At 48.8% G+C, this 20,174-nt stretch carries 17 protein-coding genes; 3 read left to right on the top strand and 14 right to left on the bottom strand.

Annotated elements, in window-relative coordinates; genetic code table 11:
- Positions 1-50: 50 nt before the first annotated feature.
- From EXW96_RS19015 to EXW96_RS19005, 3 genes are read right to left on the bottom strand one after another with little or no spacing between them, the layout of a single operon-like run.
- The gene (locus EXW96_RS19015) at positions 51-902 is read right to left on the bottom strand and encodes a MetQ/NlpA family ABC transporter substrate-binding protein (RefSeq protein WP_062410258.1); all 852 of its coding nucleotides are present in this window, start codon (positions 900-902) and stop codon (positions 51-53) included.
- Between the two features lie 33 nt (positions 903-935).
- A complete protein-coding gene (locus tag EXW96_RS19010; protein WP_054817054.1) occupies positions 936-1,565 on the bottom strand; it encodes a methionine ABC transporter permease in 630 nt (209 codons plus the stop codon).
- Positions 1,566-1,590: 25 nt separating this feature from the next.
- Positions 1,591-2,610, bottom strand: a complete 1,020-nt coding sequence (locus EXW96_RS19005; RefSeq protein WP_074729844.1) for a methionine ABC transporter ATP-binding protein — start codon at positions 2,608-2,610, stop codon at positions 1,591-1,593.
- A 305-nt stretch (positions 2,611-2,915) separates the two neighbouring features.
- On the opposite strand from EXW96_RS19005, the gene EXW96_RS19000 reads away from it, so the two are divergent.
- The 3 genes from EXW96_RS19000 (at position 2,916) to EXW96_RS18990 (ending at position 6,438) form a co-directional block, all read left to right on the top strand.
- On the top strand, positions 2,916-3,740 hold the full coding sequence (locus EXW96_RS19000; protein WP_174351177.1) for a DUF6492 family protein: 825 nt from the start codon (positions 2,916-2,918) through the stop codon (positions 3,738-3,740).
- Positions 3,737-4,927 (top strand): glycosyltransferase family 4 protein, encoded by a 1,191-nt coding sequence (locus tag EXW96_RS18995; RefSeq protein ID WP_174351176.1) that lies wholly within the window; start codon positions 3,737-3,739, stop codon positions 4,925-4,927. Before EXW96_RS19000 ends, EXW96_RS18995 begins: the two co-directional genes overlap by 4 nt.
- Positions 4,928-5,058: 131 nt before the next feature.
- Positions 5,059-6,438, top strand: coding sequence for a sugar phosphate nucleotidyltransferase (locus EXW96_RS18990; protein WP_174351175.1), 1,380 nt, complete (start codon positions 5,059-5,061; stop codon positions 6,436-6,438).
- A 205-nt stretch (positions 6,439-6,643) separates the two neighbouring features.
- Here EXW96_RS18990 and EXW96_RS18985 read toward each other — a convergent pair whose 3' ends face one another.
- From EXW96_RS18985 to EXW96_RS18935, 11 genes are all read right to left on the bottom strand, one after another.
- A complete protein-coding gene (locus tag EXW96_RS18985; RefSeq protein WP_174351174.1) occupies positions 6,644-8,059 on the bottom strand; it encodes an amidase in 1,416 nt (471 codons plus the stop codon).
- A gap of 73 nt (positions 8,060-8,132) precedes the next feature.
- Positions 8,133-9,401 (bottom strand): MFS transporter, encoded by a 1,269-nt coding sequence (locus EXW96_RS18980; RefSeq protein ID WP_082661036.1) that lies wholly within the window; start codon positions 9,399-9,401, stop codon positions 8,133-8,135.
- 274 nt (positions 9,402-9,675) lie between these two features.
- Positions 9,676-11,358, bottom strand: coding sequence for a sigma 54-interacting transcriptional regulator (locus tag EXW96_RS18975; protein WP_254777645.1), 1,683 nt, complete (start codon positions 11,356-11,358; stop codon positions 9,676-9,678).
- Positions 11,359-11,459: 101 nt separating this feature from the next.
- Positions 11,460-12,872, bottom strand: coding sequence for a glucuronate isomerase (gene uxaC, locus EXW96_RS18970; RefSeq protein WP_174351173.1), 1,413 nt, complete (start codon positions 12,870-12,872; stop codon positions 11,460-11,462).
- A 231-nt stretch (positions 12,873-13,103) separates the two neighbouring features.
- Positions 13,104-14,570, bottom strand: coding sequence for an alpha-ketoglutaric semialdehyde dehydrogenase GucD (gucD, locus tag EXW96_RS18965; protein ID WP_062410250.1), 1,467 nt, complete (start codon positions 14,568-14,570; stop codon positions 13,104-13,106).
- Positions 14,571-14,599: 29 nt separating this feature from the next.
- Positions 14,600-15,775 (bottom strand): UxaA family hydrolase, encoded by a 1,176-nt coding sequence (locus EXW96_RS18960; protein ID WP_054816998.1) that lies wholly within the window; start codon positions 15,773-15,775, stop codon positions 14,600-14,602.
- Positions 15,759-16,076 (bottom strand): UxaA family hydrolase, encoded by a 318-nt coding sequence (locus tag EXW96_RS18955; protein WP_062410249.1) that lies wholly within the window; start codon positions 16,074-16,076, stop codon positions 15,759-15,761. The genes EXW96_RS18960 and EXW96_RS18955 overlap by 17 nt, the downstream gene beginning before the upstream one ends.
- Before the next feature lie 19 nt (positions 16,077-16,095).
- Positions 16,096-16,974 (bottom strand): fumarylacetoacetate hydrolase family protein, encoded by an 879-nt coding sequence (locus EXW96_RS18950; protein ID WP_054816996.1) that lies wholly within the window; start codon positions 16,972-16,974, stop codon positions 16,096-16,098.
- Positions 16,975-17,019: 45 nt separating this feature from the next.
- Positions 17,020-17,805 (bottom strand): IclR family transcriptional regulator, encoded by a 786-nt coding sequence (locus EXW96_RS18945; protein WP_054816995.1) that lies wholly within the window; start codon positions 17,803-17,805, stop codon positions 17,020-17,022.
- Positions 17,806-17,841: 36 nt separating this feature from the next.
- Positions 17,842-18,774 carry a U32 family peptidase gene (locus EXW96_RS18940; protein ID WP_171006010.1) on the bottom strand — a complete coding sequence of 311 codons (933 nt, stop codon included), beginning with the start codon at positions 18,772-18,774 and terminating at the stop codon, positions 17,842-17,844.
- Positions 18,775-19,062: 288 nt separating this feature from the next.
- Positions 19,063-20,121 carry a TRAP transporter substrate-binding protein gene (locus tag EXW96_RS18935; RefSeq protein WP_074729851.1) on the bottom strand — a complete coding sequence of 353 codons (1,059 nt, stop codon included), beginning with the start codon at positions 20,119-20,121 and terminating at the stop codon, positions 19,063-19,065.
- Positions 20,122-20,174: the final 53 nt, after the last annotated feature.

Raw genomic sequence — 20,174 nt, 5'->3', positions numbered from 1 at the left:
ATCCCGACGGCAAAAAATAAGGCCCCCTCAGCGGAGAGCCTTAATTTTTATTACTTCTTTGTCATCCATTCCGGCTTGGAGAAGCCTTTGAATTGTTCGTCGATCGTTTTCTCAAACTCCGGCGATTGAATCGCAGCTTTCAGATCTTGGGCGAATTGAGTTTCGACATCTTTCGTATTCACAACCAGTACGTTGCGGTAGTTTTCCGCCATGTTCTCCAATTTCAAAGCAGCGGTCAGATCCATCTTGGCGGCAAGTGCAAAGTTGCCCGGTACCGCAGCCAAATCGGCGCTATCTACAGTACGCGGCAATTGAGCGGCTTCAAGCGGTTTAATAACAAGCTTCTTCGGGTTTTGGTCGATATCCTTTTCGGATATTTTCGACGGATCGGCATCCTTTTTGATGGTAACCAATCCGATATCCTGAAGCATAAGCAGCGTGCGGGCCAGGTTGGCCGGATCGTTGGCAACCGTTAACGTGCTGCCTTCTTTGATATCATCAAGCGATTTAAACTTGTTGGAATACAGTCCCATTGGAGCCGTCGGTACACTGATCACTTCTTTGAGATCCAAACCATTGTCCGATGCGAATTTTTTCAAATAAATAATGTGCTGGAACAGGTTGGCATCAATCGAGCCGTTGGCAAGCGCCTTGTTCGGCTGAACGTAATCGTTAAACTCCACAACTTCAATCGTGTAGCCTTTGCTTTCCATAATCGGCTTAATCGCTTTACCGACCATATCGCTGTAAGGGCCGGCCGTTGCTCCGATCTTTAATGCTTTTTTCTGCTCTTGCTTAGGCGCATCGGCGCCATTGTCGCTCCCGGCATCTTTGGTTCCGCAGCCTGCAAGCAAAGATAAAACCAATGCCAGAATCATCATGAGTACAGCATGCTTTCTCATGGTTTCCCTTCCCCCTTTGAAATCATATTTATCTCAACGCTTATCTACTTTACGTGCGGCCCAATCCCCGATATGTTGAATGATTTGAACTAACACGATCAGCAAAATAACCGTTGTAAACAACACTTGATTATCGTACCGGTAATACCCGAAACGAATGGCCAGGTCGCCAATCCCTCCACCGCCGACCGTACCGGCCATAGCGGAGAAGCCGATCAGGCTGATTGCCGTGATCGTCAATCCCGAAATAATTCCCGATTTGGCTTCGGGCAGCAGCACTTCACGGATAATAAGCCACGGCTTCGCGCCCATCGCCACCGCAGCCTCGATAACGCCTTTGTTTACTTCCCGCAGCGATGCCTCTACCAGCCGTGCATAGAAAGGAATGGCCGCCACCGATAACGGAACCGCCGCCGCTGTCGGGCCGATGGTCGTCCCGAGAATCCAATGCGTGAACGGCAGGAGCAGTACGAGCAGGATCAAAAACGGAATGGAACGAATCATATTCGCCACAAATCCTACCACCACATTGAGCGTACGATTCTCGGAGAACAATCCCCGGTCACTGACAAAAAGCAGTATTCCTATCGGTATACCCAACACGATGGCTACGCCGAGCGAGATGCCGACCATGTACAAGGTCTCATAAAAGGCCTTGAGCATATCGGGCAACAATTGAAGGAATTCGCTACTCGACACGGTCTACCACCTCCACTCCGCAGGATCGATCCACCAGATATTGCAGCGCGTTGTCGATCTCCAGGGGTTCTCCTGTCACTTCCATTATAAACGTGCCCAGAGGCTTGTCCCCGATATATTCAATCTTGCCATGCAGGATGTTCGCCTTGATTCCGCTCGCTTTCAGCATGTCATAAATAATCGCTTGTTCAGCCGCTTCATCGCGAAATAATACTTTGACCACTTTCCCGGCCGGATCGAGCTTGTCCCATAATTTCCGGGGCAGTTTGAACTCCAGCGTGTTGGCAATAAATTCCCGGGTCAACGGTTGAACCGGATTGGCAAAAATCTCATAAACCGAGCCTTCTTCAATAATTTTTCCGTCCTGCATGATGGCGACGTGATGACATAAATCCTTCACCACTTCCATTTCATGCGTGATGAGTACGATGGTCAGGCCTAAGGTTTTATTGATATCGCGAAGCAGCGACAAAATGGATTGGGTTGTGGTCGGATCGAGAGCGGAGGTCGGCTCGTCGCACAGCAGCACCTGAGGATCATTGGCTAATGCCCGCGCTATACCTACCCTTTGCTTCTGGCCGCCGCTGAGCTGGGCCGGGTAATGCTCCGCTTTGTCAGCCAGTCCTACCAGCTGCAAGAGCTCGGTGACCCGCTTGTCGATCAAAGATGGCGGTTTCCCCGCAGCTTTAAGCGCGAAAGCCACGTTCTCGAACACCGTTTTGCTGGTGATCAAATGAAAGTGCTGGAAGATCATCCCGATTTTTTGGCGGGCGACTCTTAGCTCTTCCTTCGAAAGCGACGTCAGATCCACGCCATCGACCACCACTTTGCCCGAGGTAGGCTTCTCCAGCAGGTTGATACACCGGAGCACCGAGCTTTTACCGGCTCCGCTGTAACCGACAATGCCGAAAATATCCCCTTTGCGGATGGTTAAATTGACATGATCGACACCGAGGACCATTCCTTTTTTCGTCTTATACTCTTTATGCAAATCAATAAGTTGAATCATATCGTCCCCCCCCAAGCAAAAACACCTTTTTCGATCGAAAAAGGCGTCACCCATACGACGTACATCGCTTCCGCTTATGTTCATGTCGATCATACCCGTAATTGTATAATGGTTCAGATTGAATAAATCATACTATTTGCATGAGACCCTGTCAATAAAATATGGATTGGATATTTTGTCTAGAAGCGGCACTTTCATTTCCATATATACCTCACGCCGTCCCTTTTGCCCAAACCATTCCCTTAAAAAAGACATATTATAGTGGAGATCATTTACTACAGTATCAAGCAAATGGAGATGAAGAGATGGGACTTCCAACTCAGAACCCGCCCAAAAGCAAAACCAAAATCGATGTGCTCATCCCGGCGATTGAGAAGGATTCGGGTACACTCCCTTATGTGATTGATGCCATCAGAAAGCATGTAAAGCATCCTATAGGCAGCATTATGATCGTTTCTCCAAACAGCCAAAAAATCAAAAACATATGCCGCCATAAAGGGTGCCGATTTATCAATGAGACTGCCGTCCTGCCGATTACCAAAAAGCATATTCATTACCGTTCCAGAAAATGGGATAAGTCGGGCTGGCTTTACCAGCAGCTATTAAAGCTCGGCGGCGACTCCTTAGGTTCCCAAAAATTTTACTTGGTCATCGATGCCGATACGGTACTGATTCGTCCCCACAGGTTTAGAACCGGTGGCAAAACCGTGTTTTACTGCCGAAATTGGAGCCAGAATGAATATTTCAAAACCTACAAAAAGCTATTGGGAACCAAGGCCTCTTCGCCCGTCTCATTTGTCACCCACTATATGCTGTTTGATAAATCAAAGCTTGCCAAGCTGAAGAAAGCTATTGAAGCCAGACATCATACAAGCTGGTACCGGGCGATTATACGCCAGAGCGACAAGTCCAAACCGTTTGCTTTTTCCGAATTTGAAACGTATGGGAACTTTCTCTATTCCAGATCCCCCGGCCGTCTCATACTTAAGAAGGCTTTGAATAAAAGTTTAAATATGAATGCTTCACAGTTATCCCCGTCCAAGATCAAGAAGCTGGCTAAGAAATTCAGGTCCATCTCCTTCCACAAGCGGAAGTGGTATTCAAGAAAACCTAAGGGACCGGTACAATGACTGCTTATCAAGTGGTATGGAGAGGGCCTGTAAGTAGAGCCAGCGGTCTTGGAATAGCAAGCAGAGAGTATGTTCTTGCTTTGCTGCGGCGAGGCGTGGATGTGAAAGTGGATGTGAAAACGCATCAGTTGACCAGAACACCAAACAGAACAAATACCCTGCTTGCGAAATTCGCACAAAAGCCATACGCCAAAAACAAACCCAAGGTTTTAATATATCATTATCCGCCAAATACCATTAACCTGAAAAAGGAAAGAAAACGTTACGATTACATCATTTTGAATACCGTATGGGAAACAACCAAAATACCGCGTAGCTGGCTGCCTAATATCAATCAGTTTGATGCCGTTTTCGTCCCTTCGCTTCATAATAAGGTCGCCATGAGAAATAGCGGCGTGAAGGTACCCCTATTTATTGTCCCGCATGGAGTGCATATCCATATTTTTACGCCGAAGAATAAGAAGCTGCTGTTAAAACAGCTGTCAGGAAGGTTCATATTTGTTTCCATATTTGGTTTTCAACACCGTAAAAATCCCGAGGCTTTATTAAGAGCCTACTGGGAAGAGTTTTCTTCCGCCGATCGAGTCGCTTTAGTAATCAAAACGAATGGATACAGCCGGGTTGAAAAGGAAGAATGGATTAAAAATAAAATTCGCAATTACAAAAAAATGCTTCGAATCCGCAAAAAAACTGCTCCGGTTTCCATTATCACACATCGTCTGAGGCAGCATCAGATGAAAGGGATATATACTCTGGGGAATGTCTTTGTATTGCCTTCCCGAGGGGAAGGCGTAGGCTTACCTTTTCTTGAATCGCTGTCCAGCGGTGTTCCCGTTATCGCTACCGGATGGGGCGGACACATGGACTTCTTGCATTCCGGAAATTCATTTTTCATCCGTTATCAGCTTAGACCTCCGGCGATCAGCATGAATAGCCGGCACTCCATATCACCTGCTTTCCGCCATTTGTTCGCACAAAAAGGACAACGCTGGGCGGAAGCGGATATTCAGAGCCTAAAAAGACAAATGAGATTGGCGTATCGAAACCCGGGTCTTTGTAGACAGAAGGGAAGGCAAGGCAGAAGGGATATGCTTAATCAATCTTGGCTCCGTGCCGGATTCACATTAAAACAAGCTATCGAAAAGGTGATCCGAATAAGAAGAAAACGTCTATTCGTCCATGGATGAGCGACCGCGATTATAAGGCAGGTTTTCTTGTGCTAAAAAAAGATTTCGGCACCGCTGAAAACAATGTATACTTTTTTTATTGTTCAAAAAACAACGAAGATCCTAAAGGCTTCCTGTAAGGAGGAATAGTCTTGCGAATTGTTTTGCTATCCGGCGGTTCCGGGAAAAGACTCTGGCCGCTCTCCAATGAAATCCGATCGAAGATATTTCTTAAGCTGCTGGAATCTCCAGACGGGGTCAAGGAATCCATGATCCAAAGGATTTGCAGACAATTGGAGTCAGCCGGATTGCTTCCATACACATCGATCGTTACTCATCAAAGCCAAATTGAAATTACCATAAATCATATTGGCGACCGCGTTCCTATCATTAGCGAACCTCACAAAAGAGGAACTTTCACGGCAGTCGCTTTAGCCGCAGCTTATTTTCATTCCAAAGTGCATGCCGATGCAGATGAAACCGTCTGTATTATTCCTGTTGATTTATTCGTTGAGGAGTCCTTTTTCCATATTTTTCATCAGATGCCGCATATCCTCAGCCAATCCCAAGCAGATCTCGCCCTTCTTGGAACCACCCCTACTCACGCCTCCAGTCAATATGGATACATTGTGCCGAAGATCCAAAACAAGGCGGAATACTATCCCGTTGCCCAATTCGTGGAGAAACCGGATGCAAACCATGCAAGCCTCCTGATTCAAAAGAACGCTCTATGGAATTGCGGTGTTTTCGCCTTTTCCCTACGGTTTATGCTTTCTTACTTAAGCAGCCGAGGTCTGCCCGTTGAATATGAGGAATGGCTTGATCGGTATGAACAATTGCCCGAGCTTAGCTTTGATCATGAAGTTGTGGAAAAAACCGGTCATACGGTAGTGATCCCCTACGGCGGGACCTGGAACGATTTGGGCAGCTGGGATACATTAGCGAATCATCTTGGCAGCAGCGTCGTCGGTTTAGGCCAGGTGTCAGATGACTCTGTGAATACCCAACTGGTCAATGAGCTCTCCTTTCCCGTTCATGTGATCGATGTATCCGATATTATTGTAGCCGCAAGCGCCGATGGTATTCTTGTCGCCAGTAAAACCAACGCCAATCGAATCAAGCAGCAAGTCAATAGCATCCTGCGACGGCCTATGTATGATGAAAGAAGATGGGGAACCTGTCGGGTATTGGACTACTCGAAAACAGAAAAGGAAACGGAAACTCTGATTAAAAAGATCGAGCTGCATGCAGGCAAAAATATGAGCTATCATTCTCACCAAAAAAGAAGAGAAGTATGGACCGTCATTTCCGGATCCGGTGAGCTGATTTTGGAGGGCCGGCTCTCCACCATTGAAACCGGCGACGTGATTCAAATCCCCTGCGGGGCCAAACATACAGTGAAGGCCATTACGCCGCTCGTATTCATTGAAGTACAGATAGGTAATGATCTTAATGAAGAAGATATCACACGTGTTGCAGTAACCTGGGAGAAGGCCATCGAGTATGGCAACAAGGGGGAACCTCCCGCATAGCCTTCCGGCCCTACAATCTTTTAAGCGAAAGGGAATGGACATCATCAAAGACAGCAAAGGGACCGCTCCTCCGTCTAAAATAGACATCGGGGCGGTCCCTTCTCCATTGGTTTAGCCGTACTTCTACAAATTCTCCGCCTTGCAAAGCTTTTTCAGTGGCATGCTTACCTTACTCTGCCCTTATGAATGCATCCCCCCGGGCTGCTTATTTAATTTCCCATCGTAATGCAGGGATGGCGGCTTCCTTTTCAAAAGCGGCAGCGAATTGATATAATGACGCCTCATCGAAAGGCCTTCCGATGAACTGCATCCCGATCGGTAAGCCCGTCTTTGAAAAACCGCATGGAACCGAAAGGCTGGGCAGTCCCGTCAAATTGGTTGGTCCTGTTAAGCGGAGAAGGGAGGCACGAACCGGCTCGTCCCGTCCGTTGATCCGGATTTCCTTCTGTCCGATATTCGGAGGCAGGATGGGGAGGGTTGGCGTAACCAGCACATCCACATCCTCGAAAACATGACGAAAGGACTCCTGGGCGCGACGGCGAATGTCCTGAGCCTTCACGTATTCATACCCCTTGGCTTCTGCGCTTACCTGCAGCCGTTCCAACACTTCCGGATGATATTTTTCCGCGGAAGAATTGAAGTGCTCTTCGTGAACCGCATAAGCTTCGCTTTGTATCGTTTTCAGCTGTGCCCATGACACTTCGGACAGAACCGGAATATCCACCGTTCGGATTTCTGCGCCCAGGGTTCTCAACAGATTGATGGCGTCGTCTATTTTGGCGCGGATTTCATCATCAATCAGGTCGTAATAGAAGGTCGATGGAATACCGATCACCTTGCCTCGAATCGGTTCCCCGATATAACGGGTAAAATCTTCTCCCGCTCGCTCCACCGAAAACGGGTCCTCAGGATCGTAACCGGCCAAGATGCCTAGCAGCTCCGCATTATCCTGAACGGTCCGTGTCATCGGTCCGATATGGTCCAGCGTGTAGGCCAACGGATATACTCCGTGTTTGCTTACTCTCCCAAAGGTAGGCTTCATTCCGACAATCCCGCATGCCGAAGAAGGAATCCGGATAGAGCCCCCGGTATCGGTTCCTAAAGCTCCGAAGCAGAGTGCTGAAGCGACGGCCGCACCGGCGCCGCTGCTGGACCCTCCGGTCATTTTGGACGTATCATAGGGGTTGCGCACCGGGCCAAAATAAGAAATATCGCCCGTAGGTCCATAGGCAAATTCATGCGTATTGAGTTTTCCGATCACAATGGCACCGGCCTGCTTTAGCTTCCGGACCACACTGGCATCCGCATCGGGTATAAAATCTTTGTAAATCGCGGAGCCCATGGTGGTTTTTATGCCTTTGGTATAAATCAGATCCTTTAATCCGACGGGAATTCCGTGCAGCGGTCCTCTGTATTGACCTGCCGCGATTTCGGCCTCAGCTTGTTCGGCCTGTACAAGCGCCTCCTCTGCCGTTACCGTAATGAAAGCATTGAGCACCGGATTGAGGGCATCTATCCTTTTTAGCAATGGGGTGACAATGTCTTTCGGAGATATTTCCTTGCTGCGAAGCTTCTTCGAAAGCGTCGCGATATCGAGCTTTAACAGATTAGAATCGGACATTTGGAATCTCCTCTCACCTTGGATTGGCACCCCCGTAGTCGAGGGCTGCCTTGGAATGTGAAATATTCGTCGATTAAGCTGTTTTTTCCCTTTTGCCGGGTTTCACAAAGATCATGGCCACCATCCCTATTCCTGCTGCAACGGCTGCCGCTACAAACATAGCCGTATACCCGCTTGACGCAACCAGTACACCTGTTAACGTAGGAGCGACAATAGTAGCTATATTCGTGATAAAGTGAGTAACTCCTCCAAAGGTCCCCGCTCGGGTAGGTTCCGTATCGATAATAACGGTCCAATACACGGAATTAGGCAAAAAGTTAAACGCATTCCCGATGGCCATCAGAGCAAGCACGGCCCCTACACTGTTTACAGTCGGAATCATCATAAAGCAGATCGCCGTAAGAAGAAGGGAAACAACCGCCAAACCGGAACGGGCGATGCGCAAGCTGCCTGTTTTCCGGCGAAGAGCGTCGGAGATTTTCCCCCCGAGCAATACGGTGACGCAGGCGCCGATCCAAGGGATCATCCCTAAATACCACAAAGAAGATAATTTAAAATCAAAGGTGTCCTGCAAATACTTGGGTGTCCAGGTCAAAATCAAGAAATTGACGTATTGGAAGGCGAAATATCCGATGGCGTTCATGACCAACGTCGGACTTTTAAAGAAATGATACCATGGGACATGTACCTTCGGTCCTTGATTTACGACCTGCTCGGTTTTCAACAAACCGTCGGTGGACCGGATTTCAGCCAACTCCTCCTTGGATACTTTCGGATGATCCTCCGGATTGTCGGTAAACATCTTCATCCAAATCACGACCCAAATGATTCCGATGATACCCAAAACGAGGAACATCTTTTTCCAGTCCATAATGGAAAGCAATCCGACAGCTACCGGGGCTGTCAGCAAAGCCCCCAGCGGCGAGCCGAGCAATCCGAGCGAAGCGGCAAATCCTCTTTCTTTGGGAGCGGCCCAGTTGGCCATCGTGCGATTGATGGTAGAAAAAAGCGGCCCCTCGGACAGACCGAACAACACCCGAAACAGAGCAAAGCCGGCAATGGCGGAACCGCCTAAAAGGGTCATTCCGATATAACCGGCATAAGCGGTCCCAATCTCAAAAACAGACCAAGCCAGCCCCGCCGCAATCCAAACAAACTTCGGCCCCTTCTTATCGGCCAGCATCCCGCCGAACAGCGCCCCGATCATGTAACCGTAGCCAAAGTAACCCAGGATTTCACCCCATGACTTTGGATTAAGACCGAATTCTGCGATAATCGCGGCTTGGGCGTACGAAATCGCTCCACGGTCAATGTAGTTAATAACCGTCATAAATACGATCATGCTAAAAATCAAATACCGGTACTTCAATCCTCTCACTCCTTGTCTTATTAAACAACATTGGTCTGCAAACGCTTTCGACGTAAGCCCAGTGTCGCTTTACCTTTCATTTATAACAAGGCTCTTGGAGTTAAACAATAGGTTGAAAAACAAATAACTATGCAGCATCGCATAGTCATTTTAGTAGAAAGCTTATAAATTCAGGATATTTAGCCATATCCATCGCTTCCTTCTTTTTATGCATTAATGCATAACCGTATATGCAAAGATGCATAATTCATTGCTTTCCCTTCCACCGACTTAACTTTCTGCTTATCGTAGATTGATTTACTCCTAACACTTCAGCGATTTTCGTGGTCGAATGATACCGCTTTTGAGCCAATTGCAGCAATTCTTTTTCCAATAATTCAACAGCATCCTTTAAGGGCATAATCTGATGAATCTGGATACCTTTATGTTCTCTGACATTGACGTTCACATGGTCAGGCAAATGCTCCTCATGAATCCATTCGTCCTCCGTTGTGACAAACAGTCTTTCGGTCATATTTTGCAGTTCGCGGACATTTCCCGGCCAAGCGTATTCCTGCATTTTTTTTAAAACGAGCGGATTAAATTTCTTCTTCAGCCCGTATTTTCGGTTTAACTGGTCTGTGAAATAAAGGATTAAGGGAATAACGTCCTCTTTCCGCTCGCGCAGCGGAGGAATCGCAATGGGAACAACATTCAGCTGGTAATACAGATCTTTTCGGAATTGTCCGGACTGTACCTTCTGCTCGATGTCCTGTGCCGTAGCGGAAATGATTCTTACGTTAATCTCAACGGAAGTGCTCCCTCCCATCCGCGTAATCCTTTTTTCCTGGATGGCTCGAAGCAATTTCACTTGCAGAGCCGGTGGAATTTCATCCACTTCATTCAAAAATAAGGTTCCTTCATGTGCCATTTCCAAGCAGCCTAGTTTCACTTCCGCCGCACTCTCGTCACCAAACAATTCGGTCTCCAGTAACAGCGGCGGAATGGCCCCGCAATGAACGGTAATGAACGGTCCTTCATGACGGTGACTCCATTTATGGATATAAGAAGCCAGCACTTCTTTGCCGATTCCCGATTCACCTAACAGCAGTACGCTTGAATCCACCTTGGCTACCTTTTGCGAGAAAGAAACCACTTTTCTCATCTGTTCGCTCCGGTAGATCATTTCCTTCTCAAATTCCTTCTTGGAGCGCAGGTCCATAATTTCTTTCCGGTAGCTTTCCGTTAATTGCTTAAGCAATTCAATCTCGGCTTGAAGCTGACTAATCTCCGTAATATCCCTGGAGGCATTGACAACACGAATAATACGTCCCTCATCATCTTTAATCGGGGTGCCGACTACCTTCAAGCGGCGGCCTGTCTTGGTCGTTTGAATCATCGATACCTGTTCCTGCTTTTCCAGAACGAGACGGGTAATGGAAGGGTAATACACTCCCTCTCTTTCTAATTCATATACGCTTTTTCCCACCAGTTCTTCTTCCTTGTAGCCCCATAACGTTTCGCACGCGGAACTAACCCTAAGGGTAATCCCCTGGCCATCAGATACATAAATCACATCATAAGAAATATCAAAAATCGCCTTTAAATCGAAATTCAGATTTTTATAAAAATCCAGCTCCTCGACGATCTCCTGTAACTCGGACGCCCGCTGAAAAACCAATACTTCTCCTTCCCCTTGACCCTGTAGAAAAAAGGGAAAACGCTGAGCGGCAAACGCTTCATCCCCCAGCTTAAATTGCATACTTCTTTTTGGATCGGAAGGCTCCATGCTCAAATCCTGGAGTACATCCTGCAAAAATATATCCTTGTCAGACTTAAGTGAAAAGCGATCGGCGGCATAACGATTCATAAGTACAATCCGCTTGTCCCGATCCATAAACATCATGCCAAACGGCAGCAGATCTAAAGCTTCTTGCTCCAAACCTTTCACAAGAACTTCCCCCCTAAACACGGCAATCCCTCGTTATATTCATCCCATGCAAAGAAACAGGCCACCCGCGAGAGTTGGCCTGTTCAACAGGATAATTCCATTTATGCCTTGATCTTGAAGTTAAAATAGTCCTTGGCATTATTATAGGAAATGCCTTGAACAATGCTGCCCAGAAGCTCCATATCATTCGGAACCTCTCCATTCTCAACCCATTCGCCAATCAGGTTGCAAACCAATCGTCTAAAGTATTCATGCCTTGTATAGGACAAGAAGCTTCTGGAGTCGGTAAGCATCCCGACAAAACGGCTCAGCAGTCCGACGTTAGCCAACGTTTTCATCTGCTCGAGCATGCCGTCCTTCGTATCGTTGAACCACCAGGCGGAGCCCAGCTGCATTTTCCCTGGAATCCCGCCGTTCTGGAAGGCTCCCATTACCGTGGCCAGCACATAATTGTCCTTAGGGTTCAAAGAGTACAAGATCGTTTTATGCAGGGCGTTTTCTTTGTCCAAAGCATCGAGCAATTTTCCTAACGGATAAGCAAGTGCGCTGTCGTTGATGGAATCGAAGCCTGTGTCCGGGCCCAGCTTCTCAAACATCCGCGAGTTGTTGTTTCTCGATGCATTAATGTGGAACTGAGTGGCCCAGCCCAGCTCTGCATAAATTTTGCCCAAGAAAATCAATGTATATGTCTTAAACTTTTTTTCTTCCTCTAAGCTAACCGCTCTTCCCTGCAAGGCATAAGCAAAAATCTCTGCCGCTTCTTCTTTGGTCGTCTCGGCATAAGCTACATAGTCCAACGCATGGTCGGAAACCATACAGCCCACGCTGTGGAAAAATCTGGCCCTTGCATCGAGAGCTGCCAAAAATTGATCGTAGCTGGAAATTGGCTGTCCGGTTACTTGCCCAAGCTTCTCAATCCAAGGCACAAACGTAGCCCGGTTGATTTCCAGCCCCTTATCCGGCCGGAAAGCAGGCAGTACGGCCACGTCAAAATCGTTCTCTTCCTTCAGTTTGATATGATATTCCAGGGAATCGGTTGGGTCGTCCGTCGTGCAAACCACTTTGACATTGGACTTGGTAATCAGATCCCTTGCGCCGAAGCCTTCCCCTTGGAGCAGAGCGTTTACCTTCTCCCAAATCAACGGCGCATTCTTTTCATTAATCAAGTCATGGATGCCGAAAAAGCGCCGGAGCTCCAGATGGGACCATTGGAAAAGCGGATTTCCAATCGTCATCGGTACGGTTTTGGCCCACGCCAGGAATTTATCATAGTCGCTAGCATCGCCGGTAATATACTTCTCTTCTATACCGTTAGCTCTCATAACTCTCCATTTGTAGTGATCTCCGTTCAACCATACTTCCGTTATATTTTTAAACGTTTTGTTCTCATATATTTCCTGAGGGCTCAAATGGCAGTGATAGTCGATAATCGGCATTTCTTTTGCATAATGATTGTATAAATGGACTGCCGTTTCGTTGTTTAACAAGAAATTTTCATCCAAAAATGTTTTCATAAACATTCCACCTCTGCCCTTTTTAGATTAATGTTCACGTGTGCTTTAATAGTACTTCTTTTATCACGCAATTACAATACAAAATTGTTCACGTTAACATTTTTTTTCGGGAGATTTCTCTTCGGGCTGCAAATGACTTTAGCTAAACGGCTTTACCTATGAGAAAAAGAGGCCCGGATTCGCTTTTCAATCGCAAACCCGGTCCTCTATTGCTGTACCTATGAGAGCTTTTTATGGTTTAACAAATACCGTTTTGATGGAAGTGAAAAATTCGATTGCCGCTTGACCCTGTTCACGGGAATGGGAGCTCGATTGTTTCATTCCGCCGAACGGAGCCTGCAGTTCTACGCCCGCGCTTTCCGCATTGATACGGACGAGGCCCGCATCGATATCCTTGATGAAATTGAGCATGTTCGCGATATCGCGGGTAAAGATGGACGCGCTGAGACCGAACTTCACGTCATTGGCGATCTCTATCGCTTCCTCAATGGTATCTACCTTGATCAAAGCAAGCACAGGTCCGAAAATTTCTTCCTGCGCGATGGTCATGTTAGTCTTGACGTTCTCAAATACCGTTGGCTGTACATAGAAGCCATGCTCCAAGCCTTCTCCTTCAGGTCGGCTGCCGCCGTAAAGAAGAGTGGCCCCTTCTTCCTTTCCTTTTTGAATATAAGAAAGAACGGTATCCAATTGGCTTTGGCTGGCGCAAGGGCCCATCCATGTATCGCTTTGCAGCCCGTGACCGACTTTGATTTCCTTCACTTTGGCCAGAAGCTTTTGTTTGAATTCCTCATATACGGCGCTTTGAACGATAACACGGCTGGTGGCCGTACATTTTTGACCGGTAGAGCGAAGACCTCCGCTGACGGTCGCATCCACCGCAAGATCCAAATCCGCATCCGCCGCCACGATGACCGGGTTTTTACCGCCCATCTCCAGCTGATATTTGGCACCGCGTGCAAGCGCACCCTGTCCGACCAATTTACCCACGTTGTCGGAACCGGTGAAGGTAATGCCGTTAATATCGGGGTGATCGATAATGCCCTGACCGATAACGGAACCGTTGCCTGTAACCAGATTCAAGACACCTGCGGGCAGCCCTGCTTCCGCCATGCACTCGATCACTTTCGCCGCAGTGACAGCCGTTTCCTGGGCCGGCTTGAGCACTACGGTATTTCCATATACGAGCGCCGGCGCCATTTTCCAAATCGGGATGGCCACAGGGAAGTTCCAAGGCGTGATGACGCCTACAACTCCAAGCGGAACGCGTGTAGTGAACATCAAAGCTTCCGCATCCGTAGACGGGATAACGTCACCGTTCTTACGCATGCCCTCACCGGCATAATAACGCAAAATCGCTATACCGCGGGCGGTTTCGCCCTTGGCTTCCGGGAACGTCTTGCCCATTTCCCTTGTCATGGTTTCCGCTACTTCATCGAGGCGTCTTTCCAAAGCATTCGCCATCTTATACAGGTACTCTCCGCGCGCCGGGCCGGACAGCTTTCTCCACTGCGCGAAGGCCTTTTTCGCAGCAGCTACGGCACGATCCAGGTCTTCTTTGCCGGATTTTTGAATGTAGCCGACAATTTCATGCTTGTTCGCGGGGTTAATGCTCGCGTCCGTCTTGCCCGTGGAGGCGGCAACCCACTCTCCATCGATATAGTTCAAATAGGTTTTGGCTTCTGTTTGTACGGTCATGGTCTATTTACTCCTTCCGAATAACAAATTTAGAATGTAGGTCCGATGCGCCAGATCCCGAAATCATGCTGCTTTAATATTTCCGCTTTGGTCAGCTTTCCGGAGCACACCTTGGCAATTTGATCCATAATCCGCTGGCCGACCGAGTCGATCGTTTCCGTGCCTTCAATAATCGTCCCTGCGTTAATATCGATATTCTCGCGCATTTTATTGAAGATCGCCGAGTTCGTGGATATTTTGATCGTTGGTGCGATCGGAGAACCTGTTGGCGTCCCTCTTCCCGTAGTAAACAGCACGATTTGCGCTCCGCCGGCGACCATTCCTGTTAACTGCTCAATATCATGGCCTGGCGTATCCATCCAAACCAGTCCCTTGCGGGTCGGCCGCTCGGCATAATCGATCAGCTCCTGAAGCGGCCGGGTTCCTGCTTTATTCGCCGCTCCGAGCGATTTTTCCTCAAGAGAGCTCAGCCCTCCGCGGATATTGCCCGGACTCGGATTGCCGGTACGGATATCCACGCCCATCGTAAAGGCGCGGTTTTCCATGGCCTGAATGACTTCATAGACCCGCTTCGCCACTTTGTCGTCAACGGCACGATTCGCAAGCAAATGCTCGGCGCCGATCAGTTCCGTCGTTTCCGCCAGAATCGAAGTGCCTCCGCAATCGACAATCCGGTCGCTGACGAATCCGACCGCCGGGTTCGCGGATAAGCCGGAACAGGCGTCTGAGCCGCCGCATTCGGTACCGACGATAAGCTCGCTGAACGGAAATGGCTCGCGCATGAGCTCAGAGGCGTCCTGCACCATTTGTGCCGCGATTTTTGCGCCCTGGGCGATGGCAGACAGGGTGCCTCCGTGGTCCTGGATCGATACAAGCTCGACGGGCTTGCCGCTCTTGGCAATTTCACCGGCAACGCTGCGCGCTTGATGCGTTTCGCAGCCCAGTCCAAGTACGACAACGCCGTAAACGTTAGGATTGGTCCCCATGCCCACGTAGGTTCGGAAGGTTTGTTCATAATCGACGCCGACCTGGGCGCAGCCATGCTGATGAATGAAGGATACCGTGCCCTGCACAAGCTCCGTAATTTGCTTCGCCGCTTGAGTGGCACAAGTAATGGTAGGTAATATCAGCACATGGTTGCGTACGCCTACACGTCCGTCCGGACGACGGTATCCCCAAAATGTCGGTTCAGGTTGATTGGCCAAGCTTATCACCTCTTCCTCGTTTGCCTTCCAGGTTATGCACATGCACATGCTCGCCGGCTTGAATATCTTTGACGGCAACGCCGATGACCTCGCCGTATTTGAGGATATCCTGACCCGAGCTGATCGGTAAGACGGCGAATTTGTGGCCGAACTCGATCGCCTGCCTGAGCTCGACTTCAAAGGTCTTATCCTGACATGTGACCTGAAGAAGCGCTCCAGCCGGTACATTCTCCAAAGCGACAGCGACGTTGTCCTGCGGCTTCATCATAATGACCTTGTATTTGGCCTGTGTCGGCTCCATTCCGATCCCTCCACTCCGCTTATGGGCGTTTTACGAAGTTCGTCAGTACACCGATACCGGAGATTTCATTCTCAATGCGGTCGCCATCCTGCAACGTGAACTCATTGGGGGGGACGATGCAGGTTCCGGTAAGAAGGATAGTGCCGTCAAAGATTTCATTATCTCTGATCAGGAAGGAAACCAGCTCTTCGAGCTTTCTCTTTAACTGCCCGGTGCTTGCCGTACCATCTACAACCTTCTCATTGTTACGGTAAATCCGGCAGGCAATTTCGAACTTGTACGGATCCTCCACCGTTTCCGCCAAACGGATCGACGGTCCGATGGAGCACGATCTTTTCCAAAGCTTCGCCTGCGGAAGATAGAGCGGATTCTCCCCTTCGATGTCACGGCAGCTCATATCGTTACCGACGGTATAGCCGAGAATCGTACCTTTGCTGTCAATGACAAGGCCGAGCTCGGTCTCCGGAATTTGCCAGTTCGAATCGCTGCGCAGGTAAACATCGTCATTGGGCCCCACGGTCCTTGCGGCAGTCGATTTGAAGAAAATTTCCGGACGCTCCGCATCGTATACTTTATCGTAGAACGTCGTTGAATCCAGCTTGCCGCCGGTAGCCTCATAATTTCTCGCTTCCTTGCTCCGGGCATAGGTGACGCCGGATGCCCATACTTCAGGGGCTTCAATCGGCACCAGCAGACGAAGGTTCTCGAACGCCGTTGGCAGCGGGCTGCCGTTTTCGATCTCACGCAAAACGAGCTTCAGCGGGGTCGTTCCCTGTGCATTAGCGGCATCCACCAGCTCTATAAATCCTTGATACGGCAGCGCAAACACTTGATTCTCATCCGTTAAAGCAGCAACCGTAGGTACATCAGACTCATTTAAAAATCGAATTATACGCATGAAATATGCCTCCCAAGTTGGTATATAGTGAACTCCTTCATATCCCTAGAGCACTTCCTTGCCATGAAATGAAGGAATGCCGAATCCCATCTGTTCTGAAATTTCCTCCGCAGCCTGCTGCAGGGATTGTACGTGCTCCATCAACTCCGCATCGCTCACGCGTGCAACGAGCGTTGACATACTGATCGCAGCGATCACCTGCCCCGAATGATCCCTTACCGGAACGGCAATGCAGCGCACTCCCGGCTCATTTTCTTCATTGTCGACGGAGTAGCCCTGTCCACGTACCTTTTCAAGCTCTTGCATAAAATAAGATTCGCTCATAATGGTTTTCGCGGTATGCTGCCTGTAAACATAACCTTTCAGTAATTGCTTTAACTCCTTCGGCTCTTTATAGGCGACGAGCACCTTGCCAACCGCACTGCAGTGGATTGGAATTCGTTTGCCGATACGCGAATAACGGATGATCGCCTTCGAACCTTCGACTTTATCGATGTACACGCCCTCTTTGCCGTCCAGAATGACCAAATTCGTCGTCTGGCCCGTGATGTTCGATAAGTGGATCAGGTGCTTTCTTACAACGTTCCGAATATCGAGATTATGCATGACGATGGTCCCTCTCTCGAGCAGCTTCATGCCCAAACGGTATTTTCCGTTCTCGGGGTTTTGTTCAATATAGCGATGAACCTGAAGCGTTTTTAAGAGAGAATGAACGGTACTCTTGTGCAGAACCATGCGGTCGCTGATTTCAGTGATTTTCAACTCGGTATCATACTCATCGAACAAATCCAAAATCAAAAGTGCCCGTTCTACAGCTTGAATCATCGGCATGTTTATTCACCCTTTTTACGGAAACCTTTCATTTGTTTACTTCTTCACAGGGACACCCAAGCCGGCGGCGCCTTTTTCCGATGTTCGCAATTCAGGACTGTACCGTTTGATCATATCCGTTCCGATTTTTGCGCGTCTCACGCGCTCTTTGCACAGCGCAATCGAGGTTTGCTCCAAATGGGTGCCGGAAGGATAAATGTTAGGCGAGTTGCGCAATCCGAACTTAATATAGACGGGAGCAGCCACACGGATGATTTCCGGAATTTCGTAATGCCGGATAAATCCGCCGATATCGTCCGGAACTTCAACATAAATATCAATCGGAATATCAACGGCCTGACGAATCGCAGCAAGGCGGGCCAGGGTAAGATCGGTCGGTACGTTGTAGGTATCCGCCCCTATGCTTTCGATCAGTTTAATGGAAACCGGGTTCGCCTGCGCCATTTGCACGGAAATTTTCACGACCAAATCTTCCGGCAGCTCGCCCTTCTTTTTGAACTCATTGACAAGCCAAAGCAGCCCTTCATCCGCTACGAGAATGCCGCGAATGCCCGCATCGCACGCACGCTTGATATCCTCGATCGAATAAACGAGCTGATCCATGCTTTCCACGCGAAGACCGATGACCTTGCCGGCACTCGCCCAAGGCATTGCAGTGGTATCCCACGTACCGCGAGGTCCTACAAACAAGCTGACCTCCAAGTTTTCGCGCTTGCCGATTTCTGCCATTTGCTTCAGTTCGTCATCCGTCAGCAGCATGATGCCGCTGCCTTGAGACACGCGATGAATCAACACATCATATTGCTTGCAGGCTTCGATGACCGCCTCAAAGGAAGCGGGCCCTTCCACGCTGGGAATTTCAATCCGGTATTGGGCGCCATCCGGAAATGTCTTTGTGGAGGACGGCAGATCATGAAGGTCACCACGCGGGAACCCAAGCTGTTCAATGACATCACGAGTTTTTTGCAAGAGTCGCATCTCCTTTATAAACGTATTCATGTTCTTATCCAAACCATCTTTCCATGGATCCCGGCCTGTGGCTTAACGGCGTTGCATTCATGGAAGACGGTTCCGATCCCATGACCATTCCTTCCGTTGTTGTCCCTGGTTTCGGGAAGCAATACAGATGGGGAGACCGTTGTTCCAGCTCCCCCCACCTTGACCATGTCCATCCTTGAAATAATTGGTGCCTCTTCCATTTCAGCCGTTACCCAAGTAAGGCGGCTGCTTAAGAAGAATCATCACTTGGGTTGCGTCTTATTTCCCGCGCACTTTATTCACTTCATCGTACATTTCTTTGACCAAAGCTTCACCTAAGTCTTTGGAAAATTTATCGAGGACAGGCTTGACGATTTCCTGCATCTTCTCCCGGTCTTCCGGTTTCACCTCATTTACTTCTATGCCCTTAGACTTCAGGTTTTCCAGCGATTGCTTATTTTGCTCCCGGTTCTTTTCACGTTGGAATTTACCCGCTTCTATGGATGCTTCTTGCAAAATCTTTTGTTCATCCGGTGTCAGACCGTCCCAGAACTTCTTGCTGACCAGAAATACAAACGGCGTATAGACGTGATTCGTCAAGCTCAAGTATTTCTGCACTTCATAGAACTTGTTGGATTCGATCGTCGGCAGCGGATTTTCCTGGCCGTCGACGGTTTTCCCCTCCAATGCGCTGAATACTTCGGAGAACGGCATCGGTGTCGGATTTGCCCCTAGAGCACTAAATGCTTCGATATGCACTTTACTTTGAAGGGTACGGATCTTCAGTCCCTGAAAATCCTCCGGCGCAGCAACCGGTCTCTTGCTGTTGGTCAAATTGCGGAACCCGTTCTCCCAATAAGTTAATCCGATAAGTCCCTGCTGCGGCAGCATATCGAGTAATTTTTTCCCTACGGGTCCATCAAGCACGGCATCCGCTTCTTGCTCGTTATTAAACACGAACGGATAGTCAAACACGCCGAATTCTTTCACCATCGAGGTGAGCGGTGAAGTGGATGGAATGGTGATCTCCTGCGTTCCGGATTTTAACGCATTCGTCATTTTTAAATCATCGCCCAGTTGAGCCGCAAAGTAAGTCTGCACCTTCATGCTGCCACCGCTCTTCTGTTCCACCAGCTCGGCAAATTTCTTAAGCCCTTGGCCCTGCGGATGATCCTCATTCAAACCGATTCCCGCTTTGAGGGTACGCGTTTGTTTGGCCGGTGCTCCCCCCGCCTGACCGCCCGCTTCCTGGGTCGCCGTTCCCCCGCCGCCGCAGGCGCTAACGACAAGCAGGCTGGGCAGTGTAATGCCGATCATCGCTTTTTTGAACCAATTCATGTTTGATTCCCCCATTCTTATTTTTTGTGGGTATTCGTAAAAGTGTATTGAAA

It is taken from the genome of Paenibacillus sp. JMULE4, from assembly GCF_013337105.1.
Classification (GTDB): domain Bacteria; phylum Bacillota; class Bacilli; order Paenibacillales; family NBRC-103111; genus Paenibacillus_G; species Paenibacillus_G naphthalenovorans.
Note: the sequence above shows the minus strand (reverse complement) of the source record. Positions and strands in the feature narration are given on the sequence as shown.

Bases quoted from the DNA above. Each gene is read 5' to 3' on its own strand.
- EXW96_RS19015 (WP_062410258.1), bottom strand. From the start codon at position 902: ATGAGAAAGCATGCTGTACTCATGATGATTCTGGCATTGGTTTTATCT.
- EXW96_RS19010 (WP_054817054.1), bottom strand. From the start codon at position 1,565: ATGCTCAAGGCCTTTTATGAGACCTTGTACATGGTCGGCATCTCGCTC.
- EXW96_RS19005 (WP_074729844.1), bottom strand. From the start codon at position 2,610: ATGATTCAACTTATTGATTTGCATAAAGAGTATAAGACGAAAAAAGGA.
- EXW96_RS19000 (WP_174351177.1), top strand. From the start codon at position 2,916: ATGGGACTTCCAACTCAGAACCCGCCCAAAAGCAAAACCAAAATCGAT.
- EXW96_RS18995 (WP_174351176.1), top strand. From the start codon at position 3,737: ATGACTGCTTATCAAGTGGTATGGAGAGGGCCTGTAAGTAGAGCCAGC.
- EXW96_RS18985 (WP_174351174.1), bottom strand. From the start codon at position 8,059: ATGTCCGATTCTAATCTGTTAAAGCTCGATATCGCGACGCTTTCGAAG.
- EXW96_RS18980 (WP_082661036.1), bottom strand. From the start codon at position 9,401: ATGATCGTATTTATGACGGTTATTAACTACATTGACCGTGGAGCGATT.
- uxaC (WP_174351173.1), bottom strand. From the start codon at position 12,872: ATGAAAACATTTTTGGATGAAAATTTCTTGTTAAACAACGAAACGGCA.
- gucD (WP_062410250.1), bottom strand. From the start codon at position 14,570: ATGACCGTACAAACAGAAGCCAAAACCTATTTGAACTATATCGATGGA.
- EXW96_RS18955 (WP_062410249.1), bottom strand. From the start codon at position 16,076: ATGGAGCCGACACAGGCCAAATACAAGGTCATTATGATGAAGCCGCAG.
- EXW96_RS18950 (WP_054816996.1), bottom strand. From the start codon at position 16,974: ATGCGTATAATTCGATTTTTAAATGAGTCTGATGTACCTACGGTTGCT.
- EXW96_RS18945 (WP_054816995.1), bottom strand. From the start codon at position 17,805: ATGCCGATGATTCAAGCTGTAGAACGGGCACTTTTGATTTTGGATTTG.
- EXW96_RS18935 (WP_074729851.1), bottom strand. From the start codon at position 20,121: ATGAATTGGTTCAAAAAAGCGATGATCGGCATTACACTGCCCAGCCTG.